Below are 26,391 nucleotides of genomic sequence, written 5' to 3' on the forward strand. Positions count from 1 at the left end.
CCGGGTCTGTTTGCTCACAAAACGGGCATTTTACCTCAACCGTTGCCATCAGGCTCTTCTTCTAAATATTTAGGAAAACAGATGAACATTCTACCTGACGATCACCGAGTTGAATACGTGACCCTTTTACTAGCATTTGTGCAACGGGATATTGAACAGGGCTTGGTCCCATACCAATTTGTACAATCAAACCATTAGGGCGTGTCGCAAAGACTGATGAGGCGATTGCCGCAGGCGCACCGCTGGCCTCGAATGTCACATCAAAGTAGCCTTTATTTTGGTTATAGATTTCCATTGCACTTTCATCAAGCGGATTGACGGAGGCATCGGCGCCCATTTCCAGCGCGATGTTTCTGCACCTTTCACTGATGTCGGATGCGACAATCTCTACGGCGCCTGAGGCTTTCGCTGCGGCAATCGTCAAGGCACCAATAGGGCCCGCACCGATGACCAGGACTTTTTTACCGACCAGGCTGCCTGCGACGTTGATGGCATGAATAACAACCGCCGTTGGTTCCGCCAGTGCCATAATTTGTGAAGGGACATTTTCGTCATAGGGATAGCACTGCTGCTCGGAAACCGTGACATATTGAGCAAACCCGCCGTGTACGTGCGGATTAAATTGGGCGCTTCCCATGAATCGCATACTAGCGCATTCGTTCTGCTTGCCTTCCAGACAATAGTCGCATTTGTTGCAAGGCTGGGAAGGGTTGATCGCAACTTTTTGGCCGACTTTTAATTGACTATTGGCAGGGGCCTGATGAATTCTGCCAACGAATTCGTGACCAATGACCATGGGATGTTTTATTACAGACAAACCGGCATGGCCTTCATGATAATAATGAATATCTGAGCCACAAATACCGCCGCATTCAACGTTAACGACAATATCGTTTTCGGTATAAGTCAGTTCACGACTTTCTACTTTTACGTCTTTTTTCCCATGAACAATACATGCATCAAAGGTAAGCGTATCTTGTTTCATCTTGATACCTCTAAAATAATATAGTGTGGTTTTCCTTTGTCGCGGTGGATAGCATTAAAACCACACGTTGACTTATCAATCATCTCTGACAAATATTAGTTTCCTGAGAATCAGAGTACCGCTAACCATCCGCCATCGACATAGATGACCTGACCATTGATATAATTCGATGCATCAGCAGACAGGAAAATAGCCGTACCGATAAGTTCTTCGGTTTTTCCCCAGCGTTTAGTTGGGTTGCTACTTTTGACCCACTTATCGAACTCAACATCTTTAATTAAGGCTTCATTCATGTCAGTCAGTATGTAGCCGGGGCCGATTGCGTTCGCTTGAATGTTATATTCTGCCCATTCTGCCGACATGGAGCGCGTCAACATTTTGATTCCGCCTTTAGCGGCGGTATAAGGGGCGACGGTAGGACGTGCTTGTTCACTGGTCAGTGAACAGATATTGATAAATTTGCCGCCGCGCCCGCGTTTTATCATACGGATTGCAGCCTCGCGCGACACGAGGAATGTTCCTGTCAGGTGAATATCCATGACGCGCTGCCAGTCCTGTAGCGCGAGGTCGACTAACGGTTGACGATGTTGGATCCCTGCGTTATTAATCACAATGTCGATTTCTATACCAGCGGCATCCATCAGGTTGAATGCATTGACGATCTGGTCTTCTTTTGAGACATCAATCACGTAACCTTTAGCGTTATAGCCCTTTGCCGTTAGCTTTTGTACCGCCTCGTTCAGCGTTTCTTCTCTGATGTCACTAAGTACAATGGCGGCACCAGCCGATGCTAATCCTTCTGCATAGGAAAAACCGAGGCCTCTTGCAGAACCGGTAATGAGTGCAGTTTTCCCTGATAGATCAAATAGTTTTGCGGCATCCATTATCAACTCCTTAACTGATTATTGAGTAGTGAATAGGTTATTTTTTAAGAGGTAGTATTGTCATACATCATGTTGTCATACAACTAACGAGTGGAAGTGATGGTGTCGCTTTGTTATACTTCAATCAACAGTCAAAGCGTTTTTTTGTGATCATGATTCCAATAATTGATTTGAGGCGTTATGGACAATATAGAATCAATACCAAGAAATAATATTGCTGAAGCCGTTTATCAGAAGATGCAGAAAAAAATACTCAGCGGTGAGTGGAAACAGGGTGAGAAATTACCGTCTGAGTTTGAATTAAGTGAAGCTTTTGAAGTAAGTAGAACGAGTATTCGCAGTGCGGTGCAAAAATTGAGAAACCTGGGAATCATCTATACCAAACATGGTCGAGGTTCTTTTGTTTCAAATGAAATTGAAAGCTTCCGTATGCAGGCGAATGACAAGCCGATTCTTCACCTGACGAAAGGTGAATTCATGGACATGATGGTGTTTCGGCAAACGGTGGAATTTAAGTGCATCGAGCTGGCGGCAAAAAATGCAACGGATGAGGATATTGCTCTTATAGAAGATGCACTTAACCGAATGCTGGTCAACAAAAACGACTATAAAAAATACTCTCAGGCCGACCTGGATTTCCACATGGCGATTATCAATGCGGCGCACAATAAAGTGTTTTCACATGCAATTAAGTATGTGAAAAATATGTACTATTTCTATCTGGAAGAGTTAAACCGCGTGCTAGGCATAACGTTGGATAGTATTGATGCGCATATCAAAATTTTTATGGCAATAAAAAATCGTGATGTTGAAACCGCTAAGCTATGCCTGGATCAGGCGATGGAATGTAACATTGTTATGATTAACAACCTCGATAATAACTAACGTGTAAATATCACCCTATTTCTCAGGTCGCTTACCTCTCCTTTATTCCTATGTCAGTAACGGCCTGCTGATGCTTGCTTTGTAGCATCGGCAATTGATGTGACTTCGCGATATTTTTTGTATCTGAAATGTACCCGTAGCGATCCACTATTTATCTAATTTATTAAAATGATTACCTTTCGTGACACCCCCTTCAACCTGCTGTACTTCCCTGTTTTCTCCTCGATATAAGTTGCTTTTATTTTTTTCTTTTGATAGTAATACCTCAAGAGATATGATGTCATACAACAAATGAGATTCTACATAATCTGATTGTGGCTATCACAGGAGTTTTTGCATGATAAAGGTAACAAACGTAAAGACGATTCTAACGGCACCGGGTGGCATTGATCTGGTTGTCGTCAAGGTCGAAACCAATCAGGACGGTTTATACGGTTTGGGATGTGCAACCTTTACCCAACGTATTTTCGCGGTTGAAGCGGCCATTAATGAGTACATGAAGCCTTTCCTGATCGGGAAAGATCCTTCTCGTATTGAAGATATCTGGCAGTCCGCTGTCGTGAGCGGCTATTGGCGCAATGGGCCGGTGATGAACAATGCGATCTCGGCTATCGATATGGCGCTGTGGGATATCAAGGGTAAAGTCGCTAACCTGCCGGTCTATGAATTGCTGGGCGGCAAATGCCGTGACGGTATTCCGCTTTATCGTCATTGCGATGGTGCGGATGCGGTCGCGGCGGAAGATAACATCCGTGCGGCAATGGAAGAGGGGTATCAGTATGTTCGTTGTCAGATGGGCATGTACGGTGGAGCCGGGACGGAAGACCTCAAACTGATTGCCACTCAGTTGGATAAAGCCAATATCACGCCGAAGCGCTCACCAAGAACGAAGACGCCCGGTATTTATTTCGATCCTGATGCTTATGCCAGAAGTATTCCGGCCTTTTTCGATCATCTGCGCAATAAGATTGGGTTTGATGTTGAATTTATTCATGATGTTCATGAGCGGGTATCGCCGGTTACCGCGTTGCAAATGGCGAAGTCCCTGGAAGATTACAAGCTCTTTTATCTTGAAGACCCCGTTGCTCCAGAGAATGTTGATTTCCTTAGCGTGATGCGCCAACAAACATCCACCCCAATCGCGATGGGAGAACTGTTTGTCCATGTTGCCGAATACAAGCACCTGATAACCAATCATCTGATTGATTTTATTCGCTGCCATATCAGTATGATCGGTGGGATTACGCCAGCCAAAAAACTGGCGACACTCGCCGAATTTCATGGTGTGAGAACCGCCTGGCATGGGCCGGGGGATATTTCACCTGTTGGCGTAGTTGCGAATATGCACATTGATATGAGCATCACTAATCTGGGTATTCAAGAATATACGCCGATGAATGAAGCGCTACGGGACGTTTTCCCCGGCTGCCCAGATATTGAAGGCGGATACGCATACCTGAACGATAAGCCAGGATTAGGGATTGATATCGATGAGCAAAAAGCGAAGCAATTCCCTGTTGAAGGTGGATTGCCGTCATGGACGAATGCACGCTTGCCGGATGGCACGGCGGCACGACCTTAACCGCCAGCTTAACGGCGTCAATGTGCTTTAATTTCGCTTACTTAGAAGCCGACGGCCCTCGTCGGCTTCCAGGGACTTGACGGTTCAGCGCAGGCTAATGCAGGGGATAGATTATTCTCTGACAGCGTTGTTTAGACTTCACGATTGCAAATGAAAAATTTGTATTTCATAAAAAAACACTTATTTATCATTTTGTTAAATAAGATTATCCGCTTATATCCCCACAAAACGAACAAAATCTGATAAACTGTCCGCCGATTTTATGCCTGTGTGTAGGCTATCGTGTAGCTGTTTAAAACAGCTGGATTTTTATCCGGTGACGTTTACACACATTGGCGAGCAGCATTTCGAATAGCGGTTTGCAGGTTACTGACTGCGCGGTTATTCGCCATATTTTCTCGATAAACTTGGAGGTTTTCATGGCTGTCGCTGCCAACAAACGTTCGGTAATGACGCTGTTTTCTGGTCCATCCGACATTTTTAGCCATCAGGTCCGCATCGTATTGGCGGAAAAGGGTGTGAGTGTCGAGATTGAGCAGGTAGACATGGATAATCTGCCTCAGGATCTTATTGACCTCAATCCTTACGGTTCCGTGCCAACGCTGGTCGATCGTGAACTGACGCTCTATGAATCACGTATTATCATGGAGTATCTGGATGAACGTTTTCCTCATCCGCCGTTAATGCCTGTCTATCCGGTTGCGCGCGGTAACAGCCGCCTGATGATGCACCGCATTGAGAGCGACTGGTATTCTTTGCTGAAGAAAATTACGCACGGCAGCGCTCAGGAAGCGGACGCCGCGCGTAAGCAATTGCGTGAAGAACTGCTGGCCATTGCCCCCGTCTTCAATGAAGCACCTTATTTCATGAGCGAAGAGTTCAGCCTGGTGGATTGCTATCTGGCTCCGCTGCTGTGGCGTTTGCCGCAGTTAGGCATTGAACTGAGTGGTTCGGGCGCGAAAGAGCTGAAAGGCTACATGACTCGCGTCTTTGAGCGTGATGCGTTCCTGGCTTCCCTGACGGAAGTGGAACGTGAAATGCGTTTGCAAACCCGAGGTTAAACCGTATGGCGTTGTCTCAACTGTCTCCGCGTCGTCCGTATTTATTACGGGCTTTTTATGATTGGTTACTGGATAACCAATTAACGCCTCATCTGGTGGTAGATGTCACTCTGCCGGATGTTATGGTGCCGATGGAGTTCGCCCGTGACGGCCAGATCGTGCTGAATATCGCACCGCGCGCTGTTGGCGGCCTTGAGTTAGCTGATGACAGCGTTCGTTTCAATGCCCGTTTTGGCGGCGTACCGCGTCAGGTTTATGTGCCGATGGCGGCCGTCATGGCGATTTATGCACGTGAGAACGGGGCTGGAACGATGTTTGAGTCCGAACCTGCTTACGAATCTGCAGGTGAGTATGAAGACTTTCAGGAAGGCGGACCCGCTTCAGGGACGGTCATGTCGATTGTCGATAGCTCACCTGATTCTGAAGCGCCTGACGATGGCTCGGGTTCTGATGATGAACCACCACAGCCGCCTAAAGGTGGCCGCCCGTCGCTACGGGTTGTGAAGTAATGTTTAAGGGCACCCTTGTGGTGCCCTTTCTTATTCCCGTTGTTCGCGGACTATGCGGTTAACTGAACACCATTCCGCCATCAATCAACAGCGACTGCCCCGTCATATAGTCGGAATCGTGGCTGGCCAGGTAGGACACGCAGGCAGCGACATCTTCCGGTTCGGAAAGGCGGCCCAGCGTGATGCGTTTGGCGAACTCTTCCGTCGCATAGCCACGCGGCTTCCCTGCGGATTCGGAGATCTTCCGATCAATTTCATCCCACATTGGCGTTTTTACGATACCCGGACAGTAACCATTGACCGTGATACCCAGCGGCGCTAAATCGCGTGCGGCCGTTTGTGTTAAGCCACGAACTGCGAATTTACTTGAGCTGTAGACGGCAAGTTCGGGGTTGCCCACATGCCCCGCCTGCGAACAGGCATTGATGATTTTTCCGCCGTGTCCCAGAGATTTGAAGGCATCGAGCGCAGCCTGAATGCCCCAGATAACGCCTTTGACGTTGATGTTATAAACGCGATCGACAACGTCTGGCGTGATGTCTTCAATCAGGGTTGAAGGGGCAACACCAGCGTTATTGACGATGACGTTAAAGTCACCAAAGCGCTTTTTGGTTTCTGCGACAGCGGCGAAAACCGCTTCACGATCCGCGACGTCCGCCTGTAGTGCGATGGCCTGCCCGCCGGATTTTTCGATTTCCTGCGCCACGCGGTGTGCGGTTTCTTGGTTATAGTCCACGATGGCGACGGCAAAACCGTCTGCCGCCAGTCTGAGAGCAATAGCGCGGCCAATACCTTGACCGGCTCCTGTTACAAGAGCCACTTCGACTGTCATAGTTCCTTCCTCACTTAATGAAATCCAATCTCAATAAAGACAAGTTAATGCCGGAGGTAAGTGTAGGTCGTTAACGTGATATTGCAGGATTTATTACGAAAGGTTCTTTAGAACCCAGTGGAAAGACGAAGGTTTTATTAGCCTGTTTGGTGTGATATTCCGTAGGAGGAAAATTGAGATAATTGCCATCGGCCGCTAACCGAAATTTCCGGTAAAGACTAAAAAAGAAAAGGGCAGCCTACGCTGCCCTTAAGAGAAGTGGGTCGTTCTTACACTTCCAGATAGTTCATGATACCGTCAGCGGCTTTACGGCCTTCTGCGATGGCGGTAACCACCAGATCGGAACCGCGTACTGCATCGCCACCCGCAAAGATTTTCGGGTTGCTGGTCTGGAAGGCGTTATCGCAGCTTTCTGGTGCGACAATGCGACCTTGGTCGTCCAGCTTGACGTCATGTTCTGCCAGCCACGCCATTTTGTGCGGACGGAAGCCAAACGCCATGATGACTGCATCGGCTTCCAGTACGTGCTCGGAGCCCTCTACGATTTCAGGACGACGACGGCCGTTGGCATCTGGTGCGCCCAGCGCAGTACGTGCCATTTTCACGCCGCACACTTTGCCTGCGCCATTGATCTCGACGCTTAACGGTTGCAGGTTGAATTTGAACTCGACGCCTTCTTCACGCGCGTTTTTCACTTCGCGCTTGGAGCCCGGCATGTTCTCTTCATCACGACGATAGGCACAGGTAACGTGCGTTGCGCCCTGACGAATCGAGGTACGCACGCAGTCCATCGCGGTATCACCACCGCCCAGCACCACAACGCGTTTACCTTGCATGCTGATGTAAGGCTCGTCTACTGCGGCTTCAAAGCCCATCAGTTGCTTGGTGTTAGCGATCAGGAACGGCAGCGCATCGTAGACACCCTGAGCGTCTTCATTGTCCAATCCGCCACGCATAGACTGATAGGTGCCGACGCCGAGGAAGACTGCATCGTACTCGTCCAGCAGCGCTTTCATCTGCACGTCTTTACCAACTTCGGTATTCAGACGGAATTCGATGCCCATCTCGGTGAAGATCTCACGACGTTTCACCATCACTTCTTTTTCCAGCTTGAAAGAAGGGATACCGAAGGTCAGCAGACCACCGATCTCAGGATGACGATCGAACACGACAGCCTGTACACCGCTGCGTGCCAGCACATCGGCACACGCCAGCCCAGCAGGGCCTGCGCCAATGATGGCGACGCGTTTGCCGGTTGGTTTGACGTTGGCAACGCTTGGCTTCCAGCCCATCTCTATCGCTTTATCATTGATGTAGCGTTCGATGTTGCCGATGGTGACCGCGCCGAATTCATCATTCAGCGTACAAGACCCTTCACACAGACGGTCCTGCGGGCATACGCGACCGCAGACTTCCGGCAGGCTGTTGGTCTGGTGCGATAACTCAGCCGCTTCGATAATGCGGCCTTCGTTCGCCAGCTTCAGCCAGTTCGGGATGTAGTTATGTACCGGACACTTCCACTCACAGTAAGGGTTACCGCACGCCAGGCAGCGGTCTGCCTGGGCTTTGGACTGGCTTTCTGAGAACGGCTCGTAGATCTCAACAAATTCAATTTTACGAATCTTCAGCGGCTTCTTGGGCGGATCAACGCGCTGTAAGTCGATAAACTGGTAAACATTCTGACTCATGATGACCTCTTACTGCGCCTGAACCCGCAGCTCGGCTGCGGAACGACTACGGTGACCCAACAATGCCTTCACATCACTTGACTTCGGTTTCACCAGAGCAAATTTCGGTGCCCAGGTCGGCCAGTTAGCGAGGATCTCTTCTCCGCGGTGTGAACCGGTATTCTGCACATGCTCGGTGATCAGGCCACGAAGGTGTTCTTCATGAATAGCCAGTTCTTCGACATCCAGCACTTCCACCAGTTCCGGGTTAACGCGTTTGCGGAATTCACCGTCTTCATCCAGCACGTAGGCGAATCCACCGGTCATACCTGCGCCAAAGTTCACGCCGGTACGACCCAGTACGCAGACGATACCGCCTGTCATGTATTCACAGCCGTTATCGCCGATGCCTTCTACCACGGTGATACAGCCGGAGTTACGTACGGCGAAACGCTCACCTGCACGGCCCGCGGCAAACAGTTTGCCGCCAGTAGCGCCGTAGAGGCAGGTGTTACCGATGATGCTGGCTTCGTGGCTGCGGAAGGCAGAACCGACTGGAGGACGCACGGAGATGCTGCCGCCCGCCATGCCTTTGCCCACGTAGTCGTTGGCATCACCGGTTAATTTCAGCTCTACGCCGCCGGCGTTCCAGACGCCAAAGCTCTGTCCTGCGGTACCGGAGAAGTGTGCTTTAATTGGATCGCCCGCCAGCCCTTGATCGCCATGTTTCTCGGCAATCGCGCCGGACAGCGTCGCGCCGACGGAGCGATCGGTGTTACGGATATCGAAGTAGAGCGCTTTACCCTGTTTCGCATCGATGTGCGACTGTGCCTGCGCCAGCAGCTCTTTGTTCAGCAAGCCTTTATCGAACGACAGATTGCTTTCCGTGCAGTACAGCGCTTTGCCTGGCTGAGGCTGTGCTGCGTGCAGCAGCGGCGACAGATCCAGCTTGTTCTGTTTCGCACTGAAACCGTCCAGCTCAACCAGCAAATCGGTACGACCAATCAGATCCACCAGACGGCTCACGCCCAGTTCAGCCATCAGCACGCGAGTTTCATGCGCGATGAAGTGGAAGTAGTTGGTTACACGCTCAGGCAGACCGTGGTAGTGATCGCGGCGTAGTTTCTCATCCTGCGTTGCAACACCTGTCGCACAGTTATTCAGGTGACAGATTCGCAGGTATTTACAGCCCAGCACAACCATTGGTCCGGTGCCGAAGCCGAAGCTTTCTGCACCCAGAATTGCGGCTTTGACGATATCCAGACCGGTTTTCAAGCCACCGTCCACCTGAAGGCGGATTTTGTGACGCAGGCCGTTGGAGACCAAAGCCTGTTGCGTTTCAACCAGCCCCAGCTCCCACGGGCATCCCGCGTATTTCACGGAGGACAGCGGGCTGGCACCCGTGCCGCCGTCGTAACCGGCGATGGTGATCAAATCGGCGTACGCTTTGGCAACGCCCGTCGCGATAGTTCCGACGCCCGGTTCGGACACCAGTTTTACCGAAATCATCGCTTTCGGGTTGACCTGCTTCAGATCGAAAATCAGCTGTGCCAGATCTTCGATAGAGTAAATATCGTGGTGCGGCGGTGGTGAAATTAGCGTCACGCCCGGCACGGAATAGCGCAGACGAGCAATGTACGGCGTGACTTTATCACCCGGTAACTGACCGCCTTCGCCCGGCTTCGCGCCCTGCGCCACTTTAATCTGAATCACATCGGCGTTAACCAGATAGGCTGGCGTCACACCAAAGCGGCCAGAAGCAACCTGCTTGATACGGGACACTTTATTGGTGCCGTAACGCGCCGGATCTTCGCCGCCTTCACCGGAGTTGGAGAAGCCGCCCAGTCCGTTCATCGCCTCTGCCAGCGATTCGTGGGCTTCGGGGCTGAGTGCACCGATGGACATGGCCGCGGTATCGAAGCGTTTGAACATTTCAGAAGCGGGTTCAACGCTGTCGATCGCGATGGCCGCGCCTTCTTGCGGTTTCAGTGCCAGCAGGTCGCGTAAGGTCGCTGCTGGACGCTCGTTAACCAGTTTGGCGTATTGCTCGTAATCGCTGTACTCCCCGGTTTTCACCGCAGTTTGCAGCGTGGTGACGACATCCGGGTTGTAGGCATGGTATTCGCCGCCGTGAACAAATTTCAGCAGGCCGCCCTGTTCCAGCGTTTTACGTTTCAGCCAGGCACGCTTAGACAGGTTCAACAGATCCTGTTCGAAGTCGCTGTAGTTTGCACCGCCGATGCGGCTGACGACGCCCAGGAAGCATTGCGTCGACACATCTTTATGCAGGCCCACCGCTTCAAACAGCTTGGAACAGCGATAAGACGCAATCGTCGAGATGCCCATTTTGGACATAATCTTGTACAGGCCTTTATTGATGCCGTTACGGTAGTTCAGCATCACGGCACGATAAGGTTTGTCGATCGTGTGGTTATCCACCATCCGCGCCAGCGTTTCGTAGGCGAGGTAAGGATAGATAGCCGTCGCACCAAAGCCTAACAGCACGGCAAAGTGGTGCGGATCGCGCGCGCTGGCGGTTTCGACAATGATGTTGGCATCACAGCGCAGGCTCTTTTCGACCAGACGGCGCTGAACGGCACCGACGGCCATCGGCGCAGGGACAGGCAGGCGTGATTCGCTAATGCCACGGTCGGAAAGCACCAGCAGCACGGCTCCGTCTCTGACTTTGCTTTCTGCTTCGTCACACAGCTTCTCGATTGTCTGTTGCAGCGTTTGCTGCGACGGATCAAACGTCAGATCCAACGTGTCGGCGCGATAGTGCAGTTCATCCTGCGACGTCAACTGTGTGAAGTCGGAGTAAAGCAGGATCGGCGATTTAAAGCTCAGGCGGTGAGCCTGACCTTCCGCTTCACAGAATACGTTCATCTCGCGACCAATACTGGTCGCCAGCGACATTACATGCGCTTCACGCAGCGGATCGATCGGCGGGTTGGTTACCTGTGCGAACTGCTGACGGAAGTAGTCATAAATGATGCGTGGACGGCTGGACAGCACGGCGAACGGCGTGTCATCGCCCATCGAACCCGTAGCTTCCTGACCGTTCTCGCCCAGTACGCGGATGACCTGATCCAGCTCTTCGCTGCTGTAACCGTACTGTTTCTGGAAGGTCTCCAGCAGCTCATCGTCGAATTCACGGCTGCCGACCTGATCGTCTGGCAACTCTTCAAACGGTACCAGACGCTTAACGTTTTTCTCCATCCACTCTTTGTAAGGGTGGCGGCTTTTCAGATCGTCATCGGTCTCGGCGGAGTGCAGGATACGGCCGCTGCGGGTGTCGATCACCATCAGTTCGCCCGGACCGACGCGGCCTTTTTCAACGACTTCGTCCGGCTGATAATCCCAGATACCGACTTCAGACGCACAGGTGATCAGCTTGTCTTTGGTGATGACGTAGCGCGCAGGGCGCAGGCCGTTACGATCCAGGTTACAGGCAGCATAGCGCCCGTCGGACATCACGATACCGGCCGGGCCATCCCACGGCTCCATGTGCATGGAGTTAAAGTCGAAGAAGGCGCGCAGTTCAGGATCCATATCCGGGTTGTTCTGCCAGGCTGGCGGAACCAGCAGGCGCATGGCACGGATGATATCCATCCCGCCGCTCAGGAACAGTTCCAGCATGTTATCCAGTGAGCTGGAGTCAGAACCGGTTTCGTTGACGAACGGCGCGGCATCCTGCAAATCCGGGATCAGTGGCGTTTTGAACTTGTAAGCACGCGCGCGTGCCCACTGACGGTTACCGGCGATGGTGTTGATCTCGCCGTTGTGCGCCAGATAGCGGAACGGCTGCGCCAGCGGCCAGCGTGGAACGGTGTTGGTTGAGAAACGTTGGTGGAACAGGCAAATTGCCGATTCCAGACGCAGATCGGCCAGATCGAGGTAGAAGCGCGGCAGATCCGCCGGCATGCACAGACCTTTATAGATCGTGACCAGATTGGAGAAGCTACAAACGTAGAACTCTTTATCTTCAATGCGCTTTTCGATACGGCGACGCGCCATGAACAGGCGACGTTCCATATCACGCTGACGCCAGCCAGCCGGGGCGTTAACGAAAATTTGCTCAATACGCGGCATGGATGACAGGGCAATCTCCCCCAGTACATCCGGGTTGGTCGGAACTTCACGCCAGCCGAGTACGGACAGCGTTTCGTTCTGCAACTCTTCTTCTACAATCCGACGTGTGGCGCGAGCCAGTTCTTCGTCCTGATTGAGAAACATCATGCCAACGGCGTAGTTTTTGGCTAAACGCCAGCCGTGCTCTTCCGCCACCAGACGAAAGAAACGATCGGGCTTCTGAAGTAATAAACCGCAGCCGTCGCCAGTCTTGCCGTCAGCAAGGATTGCGCCACGGTGCTGCATGCGTGCGAGTGCGTGAATGGCAGTACGCACTACTTTATGGCTTGGCTCACCTTCTATATGGGCGATTAATCCGAAACCACAGTTATCTCTCTCTTGGGATGCATCGTACAACATGTTAGTGAACCTCCCCAGGCTCTGTGTGACTCTCACAACCTACTGCGAGAAAGCACCGTGGCGTTGAGCGGCTAGTATTACGCTCTCTTCTTCGGCCTCTCGTGACGGTCTCACAAGTGGTAAATGACTTGTTTTTAGAGGGAGTCTTCATTTACTGCATAAATATGACGAGTCGTGAACCCGTCAGGAAAGCTTCCAGCGGATCCCCAAATTAGCGAGAAAGCCTGTTCAGGTCAAATACCTGTGTAAAATGTGCTGATAAGCGATAATTTTTAATTATACCTATGAAAGATAATGATTTTTTTAGAAAATCTATCTCGATAAATGAATATGGGGTTTAATTGAAGTGTGAGCTGTATCACTATACAAAAGCGCGGGAACCCTTATCCATGCTGCGTTCTTTCTGCGTCGTAGCATATTATGCTGTATATGACTACTTTTAGATTTCATGAAACTATTTTTAAGTATTGCTTCATCTTTTCATTAAGCGAGCATGCAGGATAAGAAAAATTAATTAGCACTGACGTGAGTTTATTTTCACTAAAAGCGAATAAAAATGCATTTCATTGGGATGTGTGTGATTGATCGCGGTCATCGCGAAGGGAGCGAGAGAAAGGTAGTCTGCTGTTCCTCAAGGGAGCAGGTTAGAATATGCAATTGCAAAAATTAATCAATATGTTTGGCGGAAATCTTCAACGTCGTTATGGCGAGAAGATCCACAAGCTGACGCTGCACGGTGGGTTTAACTGCCCAAACCGTGATGGCACGCTGGGGCGCGGCGGTTGCACGTTCTGTAATGTGGCCTCGTTTGCCGATGAGCAGATGCAGCAAAACAGCATCGCGCAGCAGTTGGAAGCGCAGGCGGGAAAGGTGAACCGAGCCAAACGCTATCTGGCGTATTTTCAGGCATATACCAGCACCTATGCCGAGGTTCAGGTGCTGGAAAATATGTATCAGGAAGCGTTGAAGCAGGCCGAAATGGTAGGGATTTGTGTGGGCACCCGCCCCGACTGCGTGCCCGATGCGGTGCTGGATTTGCTGTCCCGCTACCATGAACAGGGTTACGAGGTTTGGCTGGAACTAGGTCTGCAAAGCGCGTGTGACAAAACGCTGCACCGGATTAATCGCGGCCATGACTTCGCCTGCTATCAGGAAACCACCCGCCGTGCGCGTGAGCGCGGTCTGAAAGTGTGTAGTCATCTGATCGTGGGTTTGCCAGGAGAAGACACACAGCACTGCTTATCGACGCTGGAGCAGGTGGTTGAAACCGGTGTGGAGGGCATTAAGCTTCATCCTCTCCATATCGTGGAAGGCAGCACGATGGCGAAGGCCTGGCGAGCGGGAAGGCTGCCAGAGCTGGCACTGGACCGCTACGTGGAGATAGCAGGAGAGATGATCCGCCATACGCCGCCGGAGGTGATTTATCACCGCATTTCCGCCAGCGCCCGCCGGCCGACGCTTCTGGCACCGCTCTGGTGTGAAAACCGCTGGACGGGCATGGTGGAGCTGGATCGTTATCTGCAAACGCATGGCGTACAGGGCTCTGCCTTGGGAACGCCTTACCGCTATGTTGATAGGTAATGTGCCGCAGGGCATTGGCGGCTGATGCTGTGCTGTGAATCTGTGCGGCAGCACCGTATAAGCCGTCGTTTTACGTTATGATGCGCGGGTGGGTGACTAAGGGAAATCGCTATGAAGCAAATTCGTCTGTTGGCGCAGTACTATGTTGATTTGATGGTAAAACTGGGGCTTGTTCGTTTTTCACTGCTGCTGGCCTCGGTATTGGTGCTGCTGGCGATGGTGGTGCAAATGGCCGTCACCCTGTTGCTCAGCGGGGAAGTCGAAAATATCGACGTGGTCCGCTCCATTTTCTTCGGGCTATTGATTACGCCCTGGGCCGTTTATTTTCTCTCCGTGGTGGTGGAACAGCTCGAAGAGTCGCGCCAGCGGCTGGCGAAGCTGGTGGCAAAACTGGAAGAAATGCGCCATCGAGATCTGGAGCTGAATGCACAGCTTCAGGAGAATATCGCGCAACTCAATCAGGAAATCGCCGACCGTATCAAAGCGGAAGACGCGCGCGCGCTGGTGATGAGCCGACTCAAAGAAGAGATGTCCCGCCGTGAACAGGCGCAGATTGAGCTGGAGCAGCAATCTGCGCTGCTGCGTTCATTCCTCGATGCCTCGCCAGATTTGGTTTACTACCGTAACGAAGATAAAGAATTCTCAGGCTGCAACCGTGCGATGGAACTGCTGGTAGGCAAAAGCCAGAAGCAGCTCATTGGTCTGACGCCGCAGGATGTGTACTCCCCCGATATTGCCGAGAAAGTGATGGAGACGGACGAAAAAGTGTTCCGCCACAACGTTTCTCTGACCTACGAACAATGGCTGGTGTATCCCGATGGCCGTAAAGCCTGTTTTGAGCTGCGCAAGGTGCCGTTTTATGACCGGATGGGCAAGCGTCACGGGCTGATGGGATTTGGACGCGATATAACGGAGCGTAAGCGTTACCAGGACGCGTTAGAGAACGCCAGTAGGGAGAAGACCACTTTTATCTCAACAATCAGCCACGAGCTTCGTACGCCGCTTAATGGCATTGTCGGGTTAAGTCGCATCCTGCTGGATACGCAGCTTGACCCTGAACAGCAAAAATACCTGAAAACCATCCACGTCAGCGCGATCACGCTGGGCAATATCTTTAACGACGTGATCGAGATGGACAAACAGGAGCGCCGCAAGGTGCAATTGGATAACCAGCCGATTGATTTCACTGGTTTTCTGGTGGATCTGGAAAACCTCGGCGGCCTGCTGGCGGAACCGAAAGGCCTGAAACTGATTATGGACCAGCATCAGCCTCTGCCGCAGAAAGTCATTACCGACGGAACGCGCCTGCGGCAGATTCTGTGGAACCTGCTTAGTAACGCGGTGAAATTCACGCCGAAGGGTGAGAACGGTAAAAAAGGCGAAATCGTGGTGCGCGTCTGGCATGAAAAAGGCGATCGCCTGCGCTTTGAGGTGGAAGATTCTGGGATGGGCATTCCGGCGGATGAGCTGGAAAAAATCTTCGCCATGTATTATCAGGTCAAAGATCAGCATGGTGGGAAGCCTGCAACGGGCACGGGAATCGGTCTGGCGGTGTCGAAGCGTCTGGCACAGAACATGGGGGGCGATATCCAGGTTTCCAGCACGCAAGGCAAGGGATCCTGTTTCACTCTGACCGTGACGGCACCGAGCGTCGATGAAGCGGGAAGCGGTCTGGACGACGATGATTTGCCGCTACCGGCGCTGCACGTTTTGCTGGTGGAGGATATTGAGCTCAACGTCGTCGTCGCGCGTTCGGTACTGGAGAAACTGGGTAATAGCGTGGATGTCGCCATGACCGGGCAGGAAGCGTTAGATATGTTCGATCCCGATGAGTTCGATCTGGTGCTGCTCGATATCCAACTGCCGGATATGACCGGTCTGGACGTGGCGCGTCAGCTGCGTTCACGCTATGGCAAACGTAGCATGCCGCCGCTGGTGGCGCTGACGGCGAACGTACTGAAAGATAAACGTGAATATCTGGATGCGGGTATGGACGACGTGCTCAGTAAGCCGCTGTCGGTGCCTGCGCTGACCGCTGTCATCAAACAGTTCTGGGATACGCATACGGTGTGGACGGAAGAACCGGTGATTGAGGAGGAGGATGACATGGCAAACGCAGAAGAAGAGCTGCTGGATATCCCGATGCTGGAACAGTATCTGGATTTGGTGGGGCCGAAATTGATCCACCAAAGTCTGGAGATGTTTGAACAGATGATGCCGGGCTACCTGGCAATTCTGGATTCCAACATGACAGCGCGTGACCAGAAAGGTATTACGGAAGAAGGGCACAAAATCAAAGGGGCGGCGGGTTCCGTTGGATTACGGCATCTGCAGCAAGTTGCCCAGCAGATTCAGACGTCATCGTTACCGGCATGGTGGGATAACGTGCAGGAATGGGTTGATGAGCTTAAGCACGACTGGCGTCATGACGTTCAGGTACTGCGTGATTGGGTGGCAAAAGCCGAAAAAGAATCCTGATACGGTCTATTGTGTTGATACCGTCTATTGTGGCCACAGGGACGTGGCGAGCAAAACGGGTAGACAATTTTTTTTTCGTCTCACGCGATATCATGCAAAAAGAGCCAACGGCGGCAGATTGAGTGGTGTTTACGATTCTAGGGGGATGGGGATGCGAGGGCTTTGCACGTTTTCATACGGTAGAAAAAAATGACCCCGACCGAAGCCGGGGTGCGCGAATTATGCGCCAACACCAGGGAAAACATGCACCTGCATTTAGATTTCAGGTTTTGTAAACTCGCAAGTGCGGATATTCGTGTCTTAAGTTACTACCTAACTACTTTACATCTTCATCAAGCAACAAAATAGCAAATGTAGAAATCTTTGTTACAAGAATCATTAAAATGTGTGATGTAGATTAGTGTTTGTCAATTAAAAAATCAATTAGTTGATGTAATGAAATGAAGGAAAAGATGATGAAACGAGTCGGCATTGTCCTTAGTGGCTGTGGTGTTTATGACGGTTCCGAGATTCATGAAGCCGTGTTGACGTTACTTGCGCTGGATCGCGCAGGCGCGCAAGCGGTTTGCTTTGCGCCAGATAAGCCACAATTACAGGTGGTTAATCACCTGACAGGTGACGTAACTGGTGAGAATCGCAACGTTTTAGCAGAATCAGCACGGATCGCCAGAGGAAAAATCCAGCCGCTTTCTGCAGCACATGCACAAGATTTAGATGCGCTGATTGTGCCGGGTGGTTTTGGCGCGGCGAAAAATTTAAGCGACTTCGCGACGCAGGGAACGGCGTGTCAGATTGATGAAACGCTGCAATTGCTCACACAGGAAATTTATAAGCAAAATAAACCAATTGGTTTTATTTGCATCTCACCCGCACTGCTACCGACGATTTTGGGTGTACCTGTTCGCGTAACCATTGGTAACGATATTGACACCGCTGAAGCCGTCGACGAGATGGGCGGTATCCATGTTGTTTGTCCGGTCGATGATATCGTGGTCGATGCGGAACATAAAATCGTGACCACACCGGCCTATATGCTGGCTAACTCCATCAGCGAAGCGGCACAAGGCATTGATAAGCTCGTTGCTCGCGTATTGGATCTCACCGAATGAGGTGGAACCGAGGGCGTGGAGGCTTATTCACGTGGCTGAAGCGCCTGATTGTTCGGAGTCTGTTGGTTGTCATTGGTGCGTGGCTGGCTGGCATCCTACTGTTTTCTTTCCTGCCCGTTCCGTTCTCTGCGGTGATGGTCGATAGGCAGATCAGCGCATGGCTGAAAGGCGAATTTTCCTACGTTGCTCATTCTGACTGGGTTTCGATGGAGGAGATCGCCCCGGAAATGGCGCTGGCGGTAATAGCGGCGGAAGACCAAAAATTCCCTCAGCATTGGGGCTTCGATCTGGATGCGATTGGTCAGGCACTGAAGCACAACGAGCGCAACACGCAGCGGATTCGCGGAGCCTCTACGCTCTCGCAGCAGATGGTGAAGAACCTGTTTCTGTGGGATGGACGTAGCTGGGTGCGCAAAGGGCTTGAAGCGGGTATTACCACCGGGGTTGAACTGGTCTGGACGAAACGGCGAATTCTGACCGTGTATCTGAATATCGCCGAATTTGGCCCCGGTATCTTTGGCGTGGAAGCGGCCGCCAGACGTTATTTCAACAAGCCTGCCAGCAGGCTGACGGCAAGTGAATCCGCTTTGCTCGCGGCGGTGCTACCAAACCCCATTCGCTTCCGAGCGAATGCGCCCTCCGGCTATGTTATTCAACGCCAGCAGTGGATTTTACGCCAGATGAGGCAAATGGGCGGCGACGCATTTTTGCGAGATAACGATCTGTTGTGAGGTAACAATCTGAATTAAGTCGCTTTGTTCGTTTACTATACCGAGAAATTTTCGCGTTAACGCTCGTGTTTTCGACATCAGGAGAAAGTATGCGGTTACGTTATTGGTCAGGTTTACTGGTTGCATTATGTTGTGTGGCTTCCGTTGCCCGTGCGGACGCGGAGCCTAAAGCGTCATCCCCCGATAATCCCTACGCCTTCTTGCAGCAGTCTCAGCTATCCGCAGTAAAACAGCGGCTACAGCAGAAAACGGAAAAGCCGCAGACGCGAATGGCGTATGAGCAGCTTCTTTCGGAAGCCGACCGCGCGCTGAAAATAAATAACCCCAGCGTGACGGAAAAGAAATCTACGCCACCCAGTGGTTCAAAGCATGATTATTTGAGCCTCAGCGCCTACTGGTGGCCCGATCCCGACAAAGCTGATGGTTTGCCTTGGATTCGCCGTGATGGGCAGGTAAACCCTGCCAGCAAGGATGAGGAGACCGATGGGGTAAGACTGGCAAAATTCACGGCCCAAACGCAGGGGTTGACGCTGGCGTGGTATTTCTCTGGCAAACAGGCTTATGCCGACAAGGCCATGTCGATGCTCCGTACCTGGTTTATCGACCCCGCTACGCGCATGAACCCTAATCTCGACTTCGCACAGGGTGTGCCGGGCATCGCGCCGGGCAGGGGCTCGGGCGTGCTGGACGGGCGCTATTTTTCCACCCGCATCGTCGATTCGCTGATTATGCTGCGTCACGCTCCGGGCTGGACGGCGCAGGATGAACAGCAGATGCAGACATGGATGAGTGATTATCTGCACTGGCTACAAACCAGCAAGCTGGGGAAAAAAGAGTCAACAGCCCAGAACAACCACGGTAGCTGGTATACGGTACAGATTGCGGGGATCGCCTGGTATCTGGGGAAAATCGACGTGGTGAAATCCATGGCGCAGTTACAGCGGGAAAAATTGGATCACCAACTGCAACCGGACGGGGCTCAGCCGGAAGAACTGGCGCGTACCCGTTCTTTCCATTACAGCTACTTCAACCTTCAGGCGATAACGGATATGGCGATGCTGGCTTCCCGCGTCGGCGAGAATATCTGGCAGTACCACACGCCGAAGGGAAGCAGTGTGATAAAGGCGCTGGATTTTATGGCACCGTATCTGGATGAAAACAAGGCGTGGCCGCGTAAAACAATGGACAGGCAAAGCAGCCGCTTGATTCCGCTGCTATTGCAGGCGGATCGTGGTTTGAAAGCGCCGCGTTACCAGGCGCAAATCAGGCAGGCGGGCTTTGCGGAATTGCTCACCGGTGAAGCTGGTGCGCGCGATAAAGAACAGAGTCACATCAGCGTTGAAACCCGCCGTGCGCTCTGGCTGCTTAATCCGGTTACGCCATAATTTTCTTGAGCCGCGGCCTCATCAGGCAAAGATACGCGTCCCTGAATCGGAATAAAAAGTGCAGAGATAAAAAAACCGCTGATGTCGTAATCAGCGGTTTTTTGTTTTTTAAAAGATAAAAGCGCGTTATTGCAGGTAGGTGAAGGCCGTCGTGACGTGCTTCACGCCGCCAACTTTACTGGCGATCTCTGCGGCAGAGGTGCCTTCACGCTGTGTCACCAGGCCTAACAGGAAGACTTCGCCGTTTTCCGTTGTGACTTTGACGTTAGAGGATTTAACCGTGTCGCTTGCCAGAATCTGTGAGCGCACTTTGGTGGTGATCCAGGTATCCATGGAGGCGGTTCCCATTGAAACCGGCGTGCCTTGGCGTATCTCGTTGTAGACTTCGGTTGCCCCGTCCACGCCGAGGGCGATTTGTTTAGCCCGGCTTGCCATTTCTGTGCTCGGTGCTTGCCCTGTTAACAATACTTTCCCCTGATAAGCCGTTGCAACGATACGAGCCTCTTTTTTCAACTGCTCGTCTTTGCTGATTGCATTCGTCACGCGGACTTCCAGTGTGCCATCGTCAACCTGCGTGCCTACGGTACGCGGGTCCGTGGCCGTTTTGGTCGCCACGGCACTGCCAACAGCAACAACCCCGACACAGCCTTGTAGCAGCAGGGCGATAGACAGCACGGCAAATGCAGAACTTATCCTCATGTAGTGCTCCTTCAATCGTTCTGGTGTGGAAAAAGTGTGTTATCAATTAAATCGCACAGGCAATTTACTGTCAGCATGTGCATTTCCTGAATACGGGCGCTGCGGTGTGACGGGATGCGAATTTCCACATCCTGAGGTCCGAGCAGCCCGGCCAGTTCTCCGCCATCGTAGCCAGTCAGCGCGACAATCGTCATGTCGCGGGTAACGGCAGACTCTACGGCTTTAACAATATCGCGGCTGTTGCCACGGGTTGAAATGGCCAGTAGTACGTCGCCAGCCTGACCTAACGCTCTGACTTGTTTGGCATAGACCTCTTCATGCAAGCGGTCATTCGCTATCGCAGTTAAGACCACATTATCCGCATTAAGTGCGATAGCCGGTAAGCTGGGTCGCTCTGCTTCAAAGCGGTTAATCATGCTGGCGGCAAAATGCTGCGAATTGGCTGCTGATGTTCCGTTACCGCAGCACAGAATTTTGTTGCCGTTTAGCAGAGACTGCACCATCGCAATCGCGCCACGGGAAATGGCATCTGGCAAGGCTTCTGCCGCTGCAATCTGCGTTTGAATACTCTCGGTAAAACAAACTTTTATTCTATCCAGCACGTTGAATTAACCTACGTAAATTGAAGGCCATCAAGGATGAGATCTCCCTGAGTGGTAAATATGTTATCCCTGTGCGGCAAAGGCGTTAGGGAGCCAGTCGAACTGTTTACCTGTAATTGCCAGCACGTCAAAACGGCAATCCACTGTGTCAAAGCTGGCACCTCGCTGTGCCAACCACACGGCGGCGGCATGCAACAACCGCTGCTGTTTGCGTCGGGTGACGCTGGCTGCGGCATCACCAAAATGGGCGTTGCGCCGATAGCGCACTTCGACAAACACCCAAATATGGCGATCGCGCATGATCAAATCCAGTTCCCCGCCGCGTAGCGTAACATTCGCCGCGGTGAAGGTCAGGCCTGCGCGTTCAAGATAACGCCGGGCCTGTTGTTCGTAAACTGCGCCAGCCGCTCGCTGATTCAGAGAACGGGTACCAGTTGGCCCTGACGATATTGCTGCCAGGTGAGCTGCCGATTGATGGTGCAATCCGGCCCTGAACTCAGCATTCCTGTTGCCCCAGGGATCTGGTGGCCTGGAATCTGGCGCATTTCGCCGAAGTGGCTGGCGAGCGTCCAGGCGTCCATCCCCATCGCATACAGGCGGACTAACGAGTAATCGTTTTTAAACTGGCTGCTGACCTGCTGCATCAGCGCTGGGTTAGCGCCCGCTAACAGCGGGATATCGCTGAACTGCAACCCTTCCATTTCGAGGCGGAAGTCAGGACCCAATCCGGCCTGGAAGCTACGTGAGCTGGCGTAGAGCGCCGGACGTGCGCGTGAGGTGGTGCGCATGTCGATCATCGGCTTAATCAGCGCCAGCTCGTCTGGCGTTGCGATGATATAGACCGCATCAATATTGCCACTCACGGACGAACTGGTCGTCGGTTGAACCTGTGACGGGATGGTCAGGCCGCCGATGGTGGTGCCTGGCTGTGCCTGCTGCTGCGACACGCTAACAGGCTGACCGCTCAGGCTTAAGCCCGCGCCGCTATTAATCGCCTGTTTTAACTCTGCCGTGTTGCCAAAGCGCTGTTGTAGAGCGCTGGTGCCGCTTTGCTGGTTCCAGGCCTGAGCGAATGCGTTAATGATACGGTCGCCCAGTGCGCCGCGGGGGGCTAGAACCAGCGGCTGCTGTTTACCCTGCTGATGGATAAATTTTGCCGCGTCTCGGGCTTCATCTTCTGGAGAGAGGGCGAAGTAGCAGATATTAGCGCTATTTTCGACGTGTTCCGGCTGGTTCAACGCCAAAATATTCAGCGGTGACTGGCTGTTCGCCAACTGATCCACTTCATTTTTCAGCAACGGACCAATGACCAGCGAAGCCCCATCTTGCTGTGCCTGTGTGAGAATATTCGCCAGCGGTTGTGAAGACGTATCATACACTTTGACCGGGAGTGAGCTGGACAGCCCCGCGTTTGTCGCCTGTGCTTCCGGTGTAGGCGCCGGTGAGGCTACCGCCTGATCGCTGTACGGTGCGGGAGATTGGGCATTCTGACCGTCGGATGATGGGACTACCTGCCCGTCCTGCGCAGCGTCCGCTGAAGGTGCAGCAGGCGCAGATACGGGCGCGGTGGCTATCTGACCGTTCTTGGCCGCGTTAAAACCTTGCTGGATGGCATTGGCGAAAACCTGCGCCTGACCATTGAGTGGCAACAGCAATGCGATGCTGTTCACCGATGACTGCTGGTAGTTAATGACCTGATTCAACTGCGTAGGCAGCGTTTTTGCAGCAGGATGGTGCGGATAGCGGGTTTGCCAATCCTGAATCGCACTCTTTAACTGATCGGGAGAAGTCCGGTTATCCTGATAGTTATTAAGCAGATCGACCCAGCCTTGCAGCACATTTTCATTCGCATTAATCAGCAGCGAGCTGGACTCCTGCGGTGACATTTGCGTCAACGCCAGCCAGGTCTGATCGAGGTTCATCTGATGCTCGTCGCCTTTCAGCAGCGGCTCTTGAGCGATATAGGCTCGCAGCAGCTCAATGGACGGACGACCTTGTGCTGTTTTGATTTGCGTCTGGTAGTAACGCTGCTTCTGCTCATCGGAAAGCGCGCCCACATCAAGCTGGCTCAGCGCTGCTTTAGCCGCATCCATATTGTTTTGGGCAACGGACAGTTCCGCACTGAGTAACTGCTGTTCTTGCTTTTGCGCTGCGCTCAATTTTTCTGGCAGTGCATTGAACTGCTGGTTTGCCTGAGGGGCTTTCCCTTCCTGTAACAGGGAACGAATAGCAAGTAATTGCCAGTCAGCCTTGTTATTATCGCTACTTTGCTGCATCTGTTGCAGATAATAATCGGATGATGCGTCGGCTTTGCCCTGAACCTCGGGTTGTGGGCTCTGCGGTGCATGACTTGGACAGCCTGCGAGAAACAGTGCCGCTAACAAAACAGGGATAACACGCCCTGCCTGGGTACGGACGAAATGAAAGGGAAGCATACTGTATCCAGTGATTTTTTTTAAAGATGCTCAATATTAAATCGGCAACCCGGATGAAACAATGAATCAAGACCAACAAGCAGACATTTCTGCATCTACCCTCTACATTGTCCCCACGCCAATCGGCAATCTGGGCGACATCACGCAGCGTGCGCTAGCGGTATTGGCGAGCGTTGATCTGATCGCCGCAGAGGATACCCGCCATACCGGTCTGCTGTTACAACATTTTGCGATTAATGCGCGACTGTTCGCATTACACGATCACAACGAACAACAAAAAGCGGATGTGTTGCTGGCTAAATTGCAGTCAGGACAAAGCATTGCACTGGTTTCAGATGCGGGCACGCCGCTGATTAACGATCCCGGTTACCATTTGGTTCGACGCTGCCGTGAAGCAGGCGTTCGCGTGGTGCCGCTGCCGGGCGCTTGTGCGGCGATAACGGCGCTCTCCGCGTCCGGTCTGGCGTCTGACCGTTTTTGCTATGAAGGTTTTCTGCCCGCCAAAACCAAAGGTCGCAAGGATAAGCTGCGTGAGCTAGGGGAAGAGACCCGCACGCTGATTTTCTACGAATCCACACATCGTCTCTTGGACAGCCTGCAGGATATCAGCGAGGTGCTGGGAGCTGAGCGCTACGTGGTGCTGGCACGTGAAATCACCAAAACCTGGGAGTCGATTCACGGTGCGCCGGTGGGCGAACTACTGGCCTGGGTGAAAGAAGATGAAAACCGGCGCAAAGGGGAAATGGTGCTGATTGTGGAAGGGCATCAGGTTGACGACAGCGCGCTGTCGGCGGAAGCGCTGCGCACGCTGACGCTATTGCGTGCCGAGCTACCGTTGAAGAAAGCGGCGGCGCTGGCTGCAGAGATTCACGGCGTGAAGAAAAACGCGCTTTACCGCTATGGGCTGGAGCAAGAAGGCGATAGCGGTGAATCGGAGGATGACAAGTAGGGCGATTTGCCCTATCATCCGCGCCGGAGTTGACCAGACAGTCGCCGCTTCACTGCCGTCCCTTTCGGGGGAGACAGGTGGAGGGGAGGAAAGTCCGGGCTCCATAGGGCAGGGTGCCAGGTAACGCCTGGGAGGCGCAAGCCTACGACTAGTGCAACAGAGAGCAAACCGCCGATGGCCCACGCAAGTGGGATCAGGTAAGGGTGAAAGGGTGCGGTAAGAGCGCACCGCGCGACTGGCAACAGTTCGTGGCACGGTAAACTCCACCCGGAGCAAGGCCAAATAGGGGTTCACATGGTACGGCCCGTACTGAACCCGGGTAGGCTGCTTGAGCCAGTGAGTGATTGCTGGCCTAGATGAATGACTGTCCACGACAGAACCCGGCTTAACGGTCAACTCCCTTCATCATAAAACCCCGCTTCGGCGGGGTTTTGCTTTATGGGGCAGGCAAGATGAATGACTGTCCACGACGCTTTTTATGAAAGAAAGCGGCTTAACGGTCAATGCCCTTCATTATGAAACCTCGCTTCGGCGGGGTTGTGCTTTATAGGGCAGGCAAAATGAATGACTGTCCACGACGCTTTTTATGAAAGAACGCGGCTTAACGGTCAATGCCCTTCATCATGAAACCTCGCTTCGGCGGGGTTTTGCTTTATGGGGCAGGCAAGATGAATGACTGCCCACGACGCTTTTTATGAAAGAACGCGGCTTAACGGTCAGTGTGAAGCGATGCTTAGGAAATACTATATTGAGTGCTTTTAAAAGTGCTATTATTAGTGTGTTTAAGTCGCTTTTGACTAACCGAATTGAGTGAATGAAATTATGGCTTTCAACATCCTAACTAACACAGCCGCCAGTATTACTGAGCTGAAACGTGACCCGATGGGGACGGTTCGGGCTGCTGAAGGTGAAACTATCGCTATACTGAACCGGAATGAGCCGGCGTTCTACTGTGTGCCTCCTGCCGTATTCGCCTATTTAATGGAACTGGCTGAAGATGCAGAACTGGGGCGTACCGTTGATGATCGGATGTCAGAGCTAGCTGACGCGGAAGAGATTTCGCTCGATGACCTATAAGTTAAAATTTGTGCCTTCTGCAATGAAGGAATGGAAAAAGCTAGGGCATCCTGTCCGGGAACAGTTCAAGAAAAAGCTGGTTGAGCGTTTGGAAAATCCTCGTGTTCCTTCAGCCCAGCTTCATGGCCGTAAAGACCAGTATAAAATTAAACTGAAGTCCGCTGGCTACAGGCTGGTGTATTTGGTTCAGGATGAGACCATTACTGTGATGGTTATGGGAGTTGGAAAGCGCGAAGGTAGCCAGATTTATTCTGATACGAAAGGTCGCTCTGCTTAATCTGGTCTTTTGCGAGTTCCATCCCTTGTCGGTAGTTTTTCTTGCCGCGTGTCATACCTTTCAAATTAATTGATGTTCTCCATCACATAACTCTGACTTTTTCTGTGTCATAAAGCGCGTAAAGTAAGGCCATCGCGTGCGGCTGCACGCTCGCTGACATCTTTCAGAGGAT

Annotated in this window: 21 protein-coding genes and 1 other RNA gene; 13 read left to right on the forward strand and 9 right to left on the reverse strand. The window is 52.2% G+C overall.

What is annotated here, in order from left to right; translation table 11 throughout:
* Window positions 1–61 precede the first annotated feature (61 nt).
* Both Q3A88_RS11870 and Q3A88_RS11875 read right to left on the reverse strand, forming a co-directional pair.
* Window positions 62–985, reverse strand: a complete 924-nt coding sequence (locus Q3A88_RS11870) for an alcohol dehydrogenase catalytic domain-containing protein (protein WP_317177969.1) — start codon at window positions 983–985, stop codon at window positions 62–64.
* Between the two features lie 110 nt (window positions 986–1,095).
* Window positions 1,096–1,869 carry an SDR family oxidoreductase gene (locus Q3A88_RS11875; RefSeq protein WP_010296684.1) on the reverse strand — a complete coding sequence of 258 codons (774 nt, stop codon included), beginning with the start codon at window positions 1,867–1,869 and terminating at the stop codon, window positions 1,096–1,098.
* Window positions 1,870–2,049: 180 nt separating this feature from the next.
* On the opposite strand from Q3A88_RS11875, the gene Q3A88_RS11880 reads away from it, so the two are divergent.
* From Q3A88_RS11880 to sspB, 4 genes are all read left to right on the forward strand, one after another.
* The gene (locus Q3A88_RS11880; protein ID WP_010280187.1) at window positions 2,050–2,754 is read left to right on the forward strand and encodes a FadR/GntR family transcriptional regulator; all 705 of its coding nucleotides are present in this window, start codon (window positions 2,050–2,052) and stop codon (window positions 2,752–2,754) included.
* 337 nt (window positions 2,755–3,091) lie between these two features.
* Window positions 3,092–4,336, forward strand: a complete 1,245-nt coding sequence (locus Q3A88_RS11885; protein ID WP_010280188.1) for an enolase C-terminal domain-like protein — start codon at window positions 3,092–3,094, stop codon at window positions 4,334–4,336.
* Between the two features lie 419 nt (window positions 4,337–4,755).
* A complete protein-coding gene (gene sspA, locus Q3A88_RS11890; RefSeq protein ID WP_005975503.1) occupies window positions 4,756–5,397 on the forward strand; it encodes a stringent starvation protein SspA in 642 nt (213 codons plus the stop codon).
* A gap of 5 nt (window positions 5,398–5,402) precedes the next feature.
* Complete coding sequence (gene sspB, locus Q3A88_RS11895; protein WP_317177970.1) at window positions 5,403–5,906, forward strand: ClpXP protease specificity-enhancing factor; 504 nt, start codon at window positions 5,403–5,405, stop codon at window positions 5,904–5,906.
* A 58-nt stretch (window positions 5,907–5,964) separates the two neighbouring features.
* Here the strand turns inward: sspB and Q3A88_RS11900 are convergent, their stop codons facing one another.
* From Q3A88_RS11900 to gltB, 3 genes are all read right to left on the reverse strand, one after another.
* A complete protein-coding gene (locus Q3A88_RS11900) occupies window positions 5,965–6,738 on the reverse strand; it encodes a (S)-acetoin forming diacetyl reductase (RefSeq protein WP_039547845.1) in 774 nt (257 codons plus the stop codon).
* A 269-nt stretch (window positions 6,739–7,007) separates the two neighbouring features.
* A complete protein-coding gene (locus tag Q3A88_RS11905) occupies window positions 7,008–8,426 on the reverse strand; it encodes a glutamate synthase small subunit (protein ID WP_039279119.1) in 1,419 nt (472 codons plus the stop codon).
* A 9-nt stretch (window positions 8,427–8,435) separates the two neighbouring features.
* A complete protein-coding gene (gene gltB, locus Q3A88_RS11910; RefSeq protein WP_317177971.1) occupies window positions 8,436–12,896 on the reverse strand; it encodes a glutamate synthase large subunit in 4,461 nt (1,486 codons plus the stop codon).
* Window positions 12,897–13,547: 651 nt separating this feature from the next.
* Here gltB and Q3A88_RS11915 point away from each other — a divergent pair.
* From Q3A88_RS11915 to Q3A88_RS11935, 5 genes are all read left to right on the forward strand, one after another.
* Window positions 13,548–14,477, forward strand: a complete 930-nt coding sequence (locus Q3A88_RS11915; protein ID WP_317177972.1) for a TIGR01212 family radical SAM protein — start codon at window positions 13,548–13,550, stop codon at window positions 14,475–14,477.
* Between the two features lie 111 nt (window positions 14,478–14,588).
* Window positions 14,589–16,955, forward strand: coding sequence for an aerobic respiration two-component sensor histidine kinase ArcB (gene arcB, locus Q3A88_RS11920; protein ID WP_110162835.1), 2,367 nt, complete (start codon window positions 14,589–14,591; stop codon window positions 16,953–16,955).
* Window positions 16,956–17,410: 455 nt separating this feature from the next.
* Complete coding sequence (gene elbB, locus Q3A88_RS11925; protein ID WP_014913876.1) at window positions 17,411–18,064, forward strand: isoprenoid biosynthesis glyoxalase ElbB; 654 nt, start codon at window positions 17,411–17,413, stop codon at window positions 18,062–18,064.
* Window positions 18,061–18,795: a monofunctional biosynthetic peptidoglycan transglycosylase gene (mtgA, locus tag Q3A88_RS11930; RefSeq protein ID WP_039510030.1), complete on the forward strand. Its 735-nt coding sequence runs from the start codon at window positions 18,061–18,063 to the stop codon at window positions 18,793–18,795. The genes elbB and mtgA overlap by 4 nt, the downstream gene beginning before the upstream one ends.
* 89 nt (window positions 18,796–18,884) lie before the next feature.
* Window positions 18,885–20,180, forward strand: coding sequence for an alginate lyase family protein (locus Q3A88_RS11935; RefSeq protein ID WP_317177973.1), 1,296 nt, complete (start codon window positions 18,885–18,887; stop codon window positions 20,178–20,180).
* 126 nt (window positions 20,181–20,306) lie between these two features.
* Here the strand turns inward: Q3A88_RS11935 and dolP are convergent, their stop codons facing one another.
* From dolP to Q3A88_RS11955, 4 genes are all read right to left on the reverse strand, one after another.
* Window positions 20,307–20,879 carry a division/outer membrane stress-associated lipid-binding lipoprotein gene (gene dolP / locus Q3A88_RS11940; RefSeq protein WP_110162831.1) on the reverse strand — a complete coding sequence of 191 codons (573 nt, stop codon included), beginning with the start codon at window positions 20,877–20,879 and terminating at the stop codon, window positions 20,307–20,309.
* An 11-nt stretch (window positions 20,880–20,890) separates the two neighbouring features.
* Window positions 20,891–21,481, reverse strand: a complete 591-nt coding sequence (diaA, locus tag Q3A88_RS11945) for a DnaA initiator-associating protein DiaA (protein ID WP_005975525.1) — start codon at window positions 21,479–21,481, stop codon at window positions 20,891–20,893.
* 63 nt (window positions 21,482–21,544) lie between these two features.
* Complete coding sequence (locus tag Q3A88_RS11950; RefSeq protein WP_410522760.1) at window positions 21,545–21,901, reverse strand: YraN family protein; 357 nt, start codon at window positions 21,899–21,901, stop codon at window positions 21,545–21,547.
* The gene (locus Q3A88_RS11955) at window positions 21,898–23,916 is read right to left on the reverse strand and encodes a penicillin-binding protein activator (RefSeq protein ID WP_317177974.1); all 2,019 of its coding nucleotides are present in this window, start codon (window positions 23,914–23,916) and stop codon (window positions 21,898–21,900) included. Before Q3A88_RS11955 ends, Q3A88_RS11950 begins: the two co-directional genes overlap by 4 nt.
* 61 nt (window positions 23,917–23,977) lie before the next feature.
* Here Q3A88_RS11955 and rsmI point away from each other — a divergent pair, with 61 nt between their 5' ends.
* From rsmI to Q3A88_RS11975, 4 genes are all read left to right on the forward strand, one after another.
* Window positions 23,978–24,865, forward strand: a complete 888-nt coding sequence (rsmI, locus tag Q3A88_RS11960) for a 16S rRNA (cytidine(1402)-2'-O)-methyltransferase (protein ID WP_110162829.1) — start codon at window positions 23,978–23,980, stop codon at window positions 24,863–24,865.
* Between the two features lie 25 nt (window positions 24,866–24,890).
* An RNA gene (gene rnpB / locus Q3A88_RS11965) (RNase P RNA component class A) lies at window positions 24,891–25,269 on the forward strand.
* Window positions 25,270–25,687: 418 nt separating this feature from the next.
* Complete coding sequence (locus Q3A88_RS11970; RefSeq protein ID WP_039282788.1) at window positions 25,688–25,942, forward strand: type II toxin-antitoxin system Phd/YefM family antitoxin; 255 nt, start codon at window positions 25,688–25,690, stop codon at window positions 25,940–25,942.
* Complete coding sequence (locus Q3A88_RS11975; protein WP_039282785.1) at window positions 25,932–26,219, forward strand: type II toxin-antitoxin system RelE family toxin; 288 nt, start codon at window positions 25,932–25,934, stop codon at window positions 26,217–26,219. The genes Q3A88_RS11970 and Q3A88_RS11975 overlap by 11 nt, the downstream gene beginning before the upstream one ends.
* The last annotated feature ends 172 nt before the right edge of the window (window positions 26,220–26,391 follow it).

Source organism: Pectobacterium sp. HCp5_1, assembly GCF_032905925.1.
In the GTDB taxonomy this organism is placed as follows: Bacteria; Pseudomonadota; Gammaproteobacteria; order Enterobacterales; family Enterobacteriaceae; genus Pectobacterium; species Pectobacterium brasiliense_A.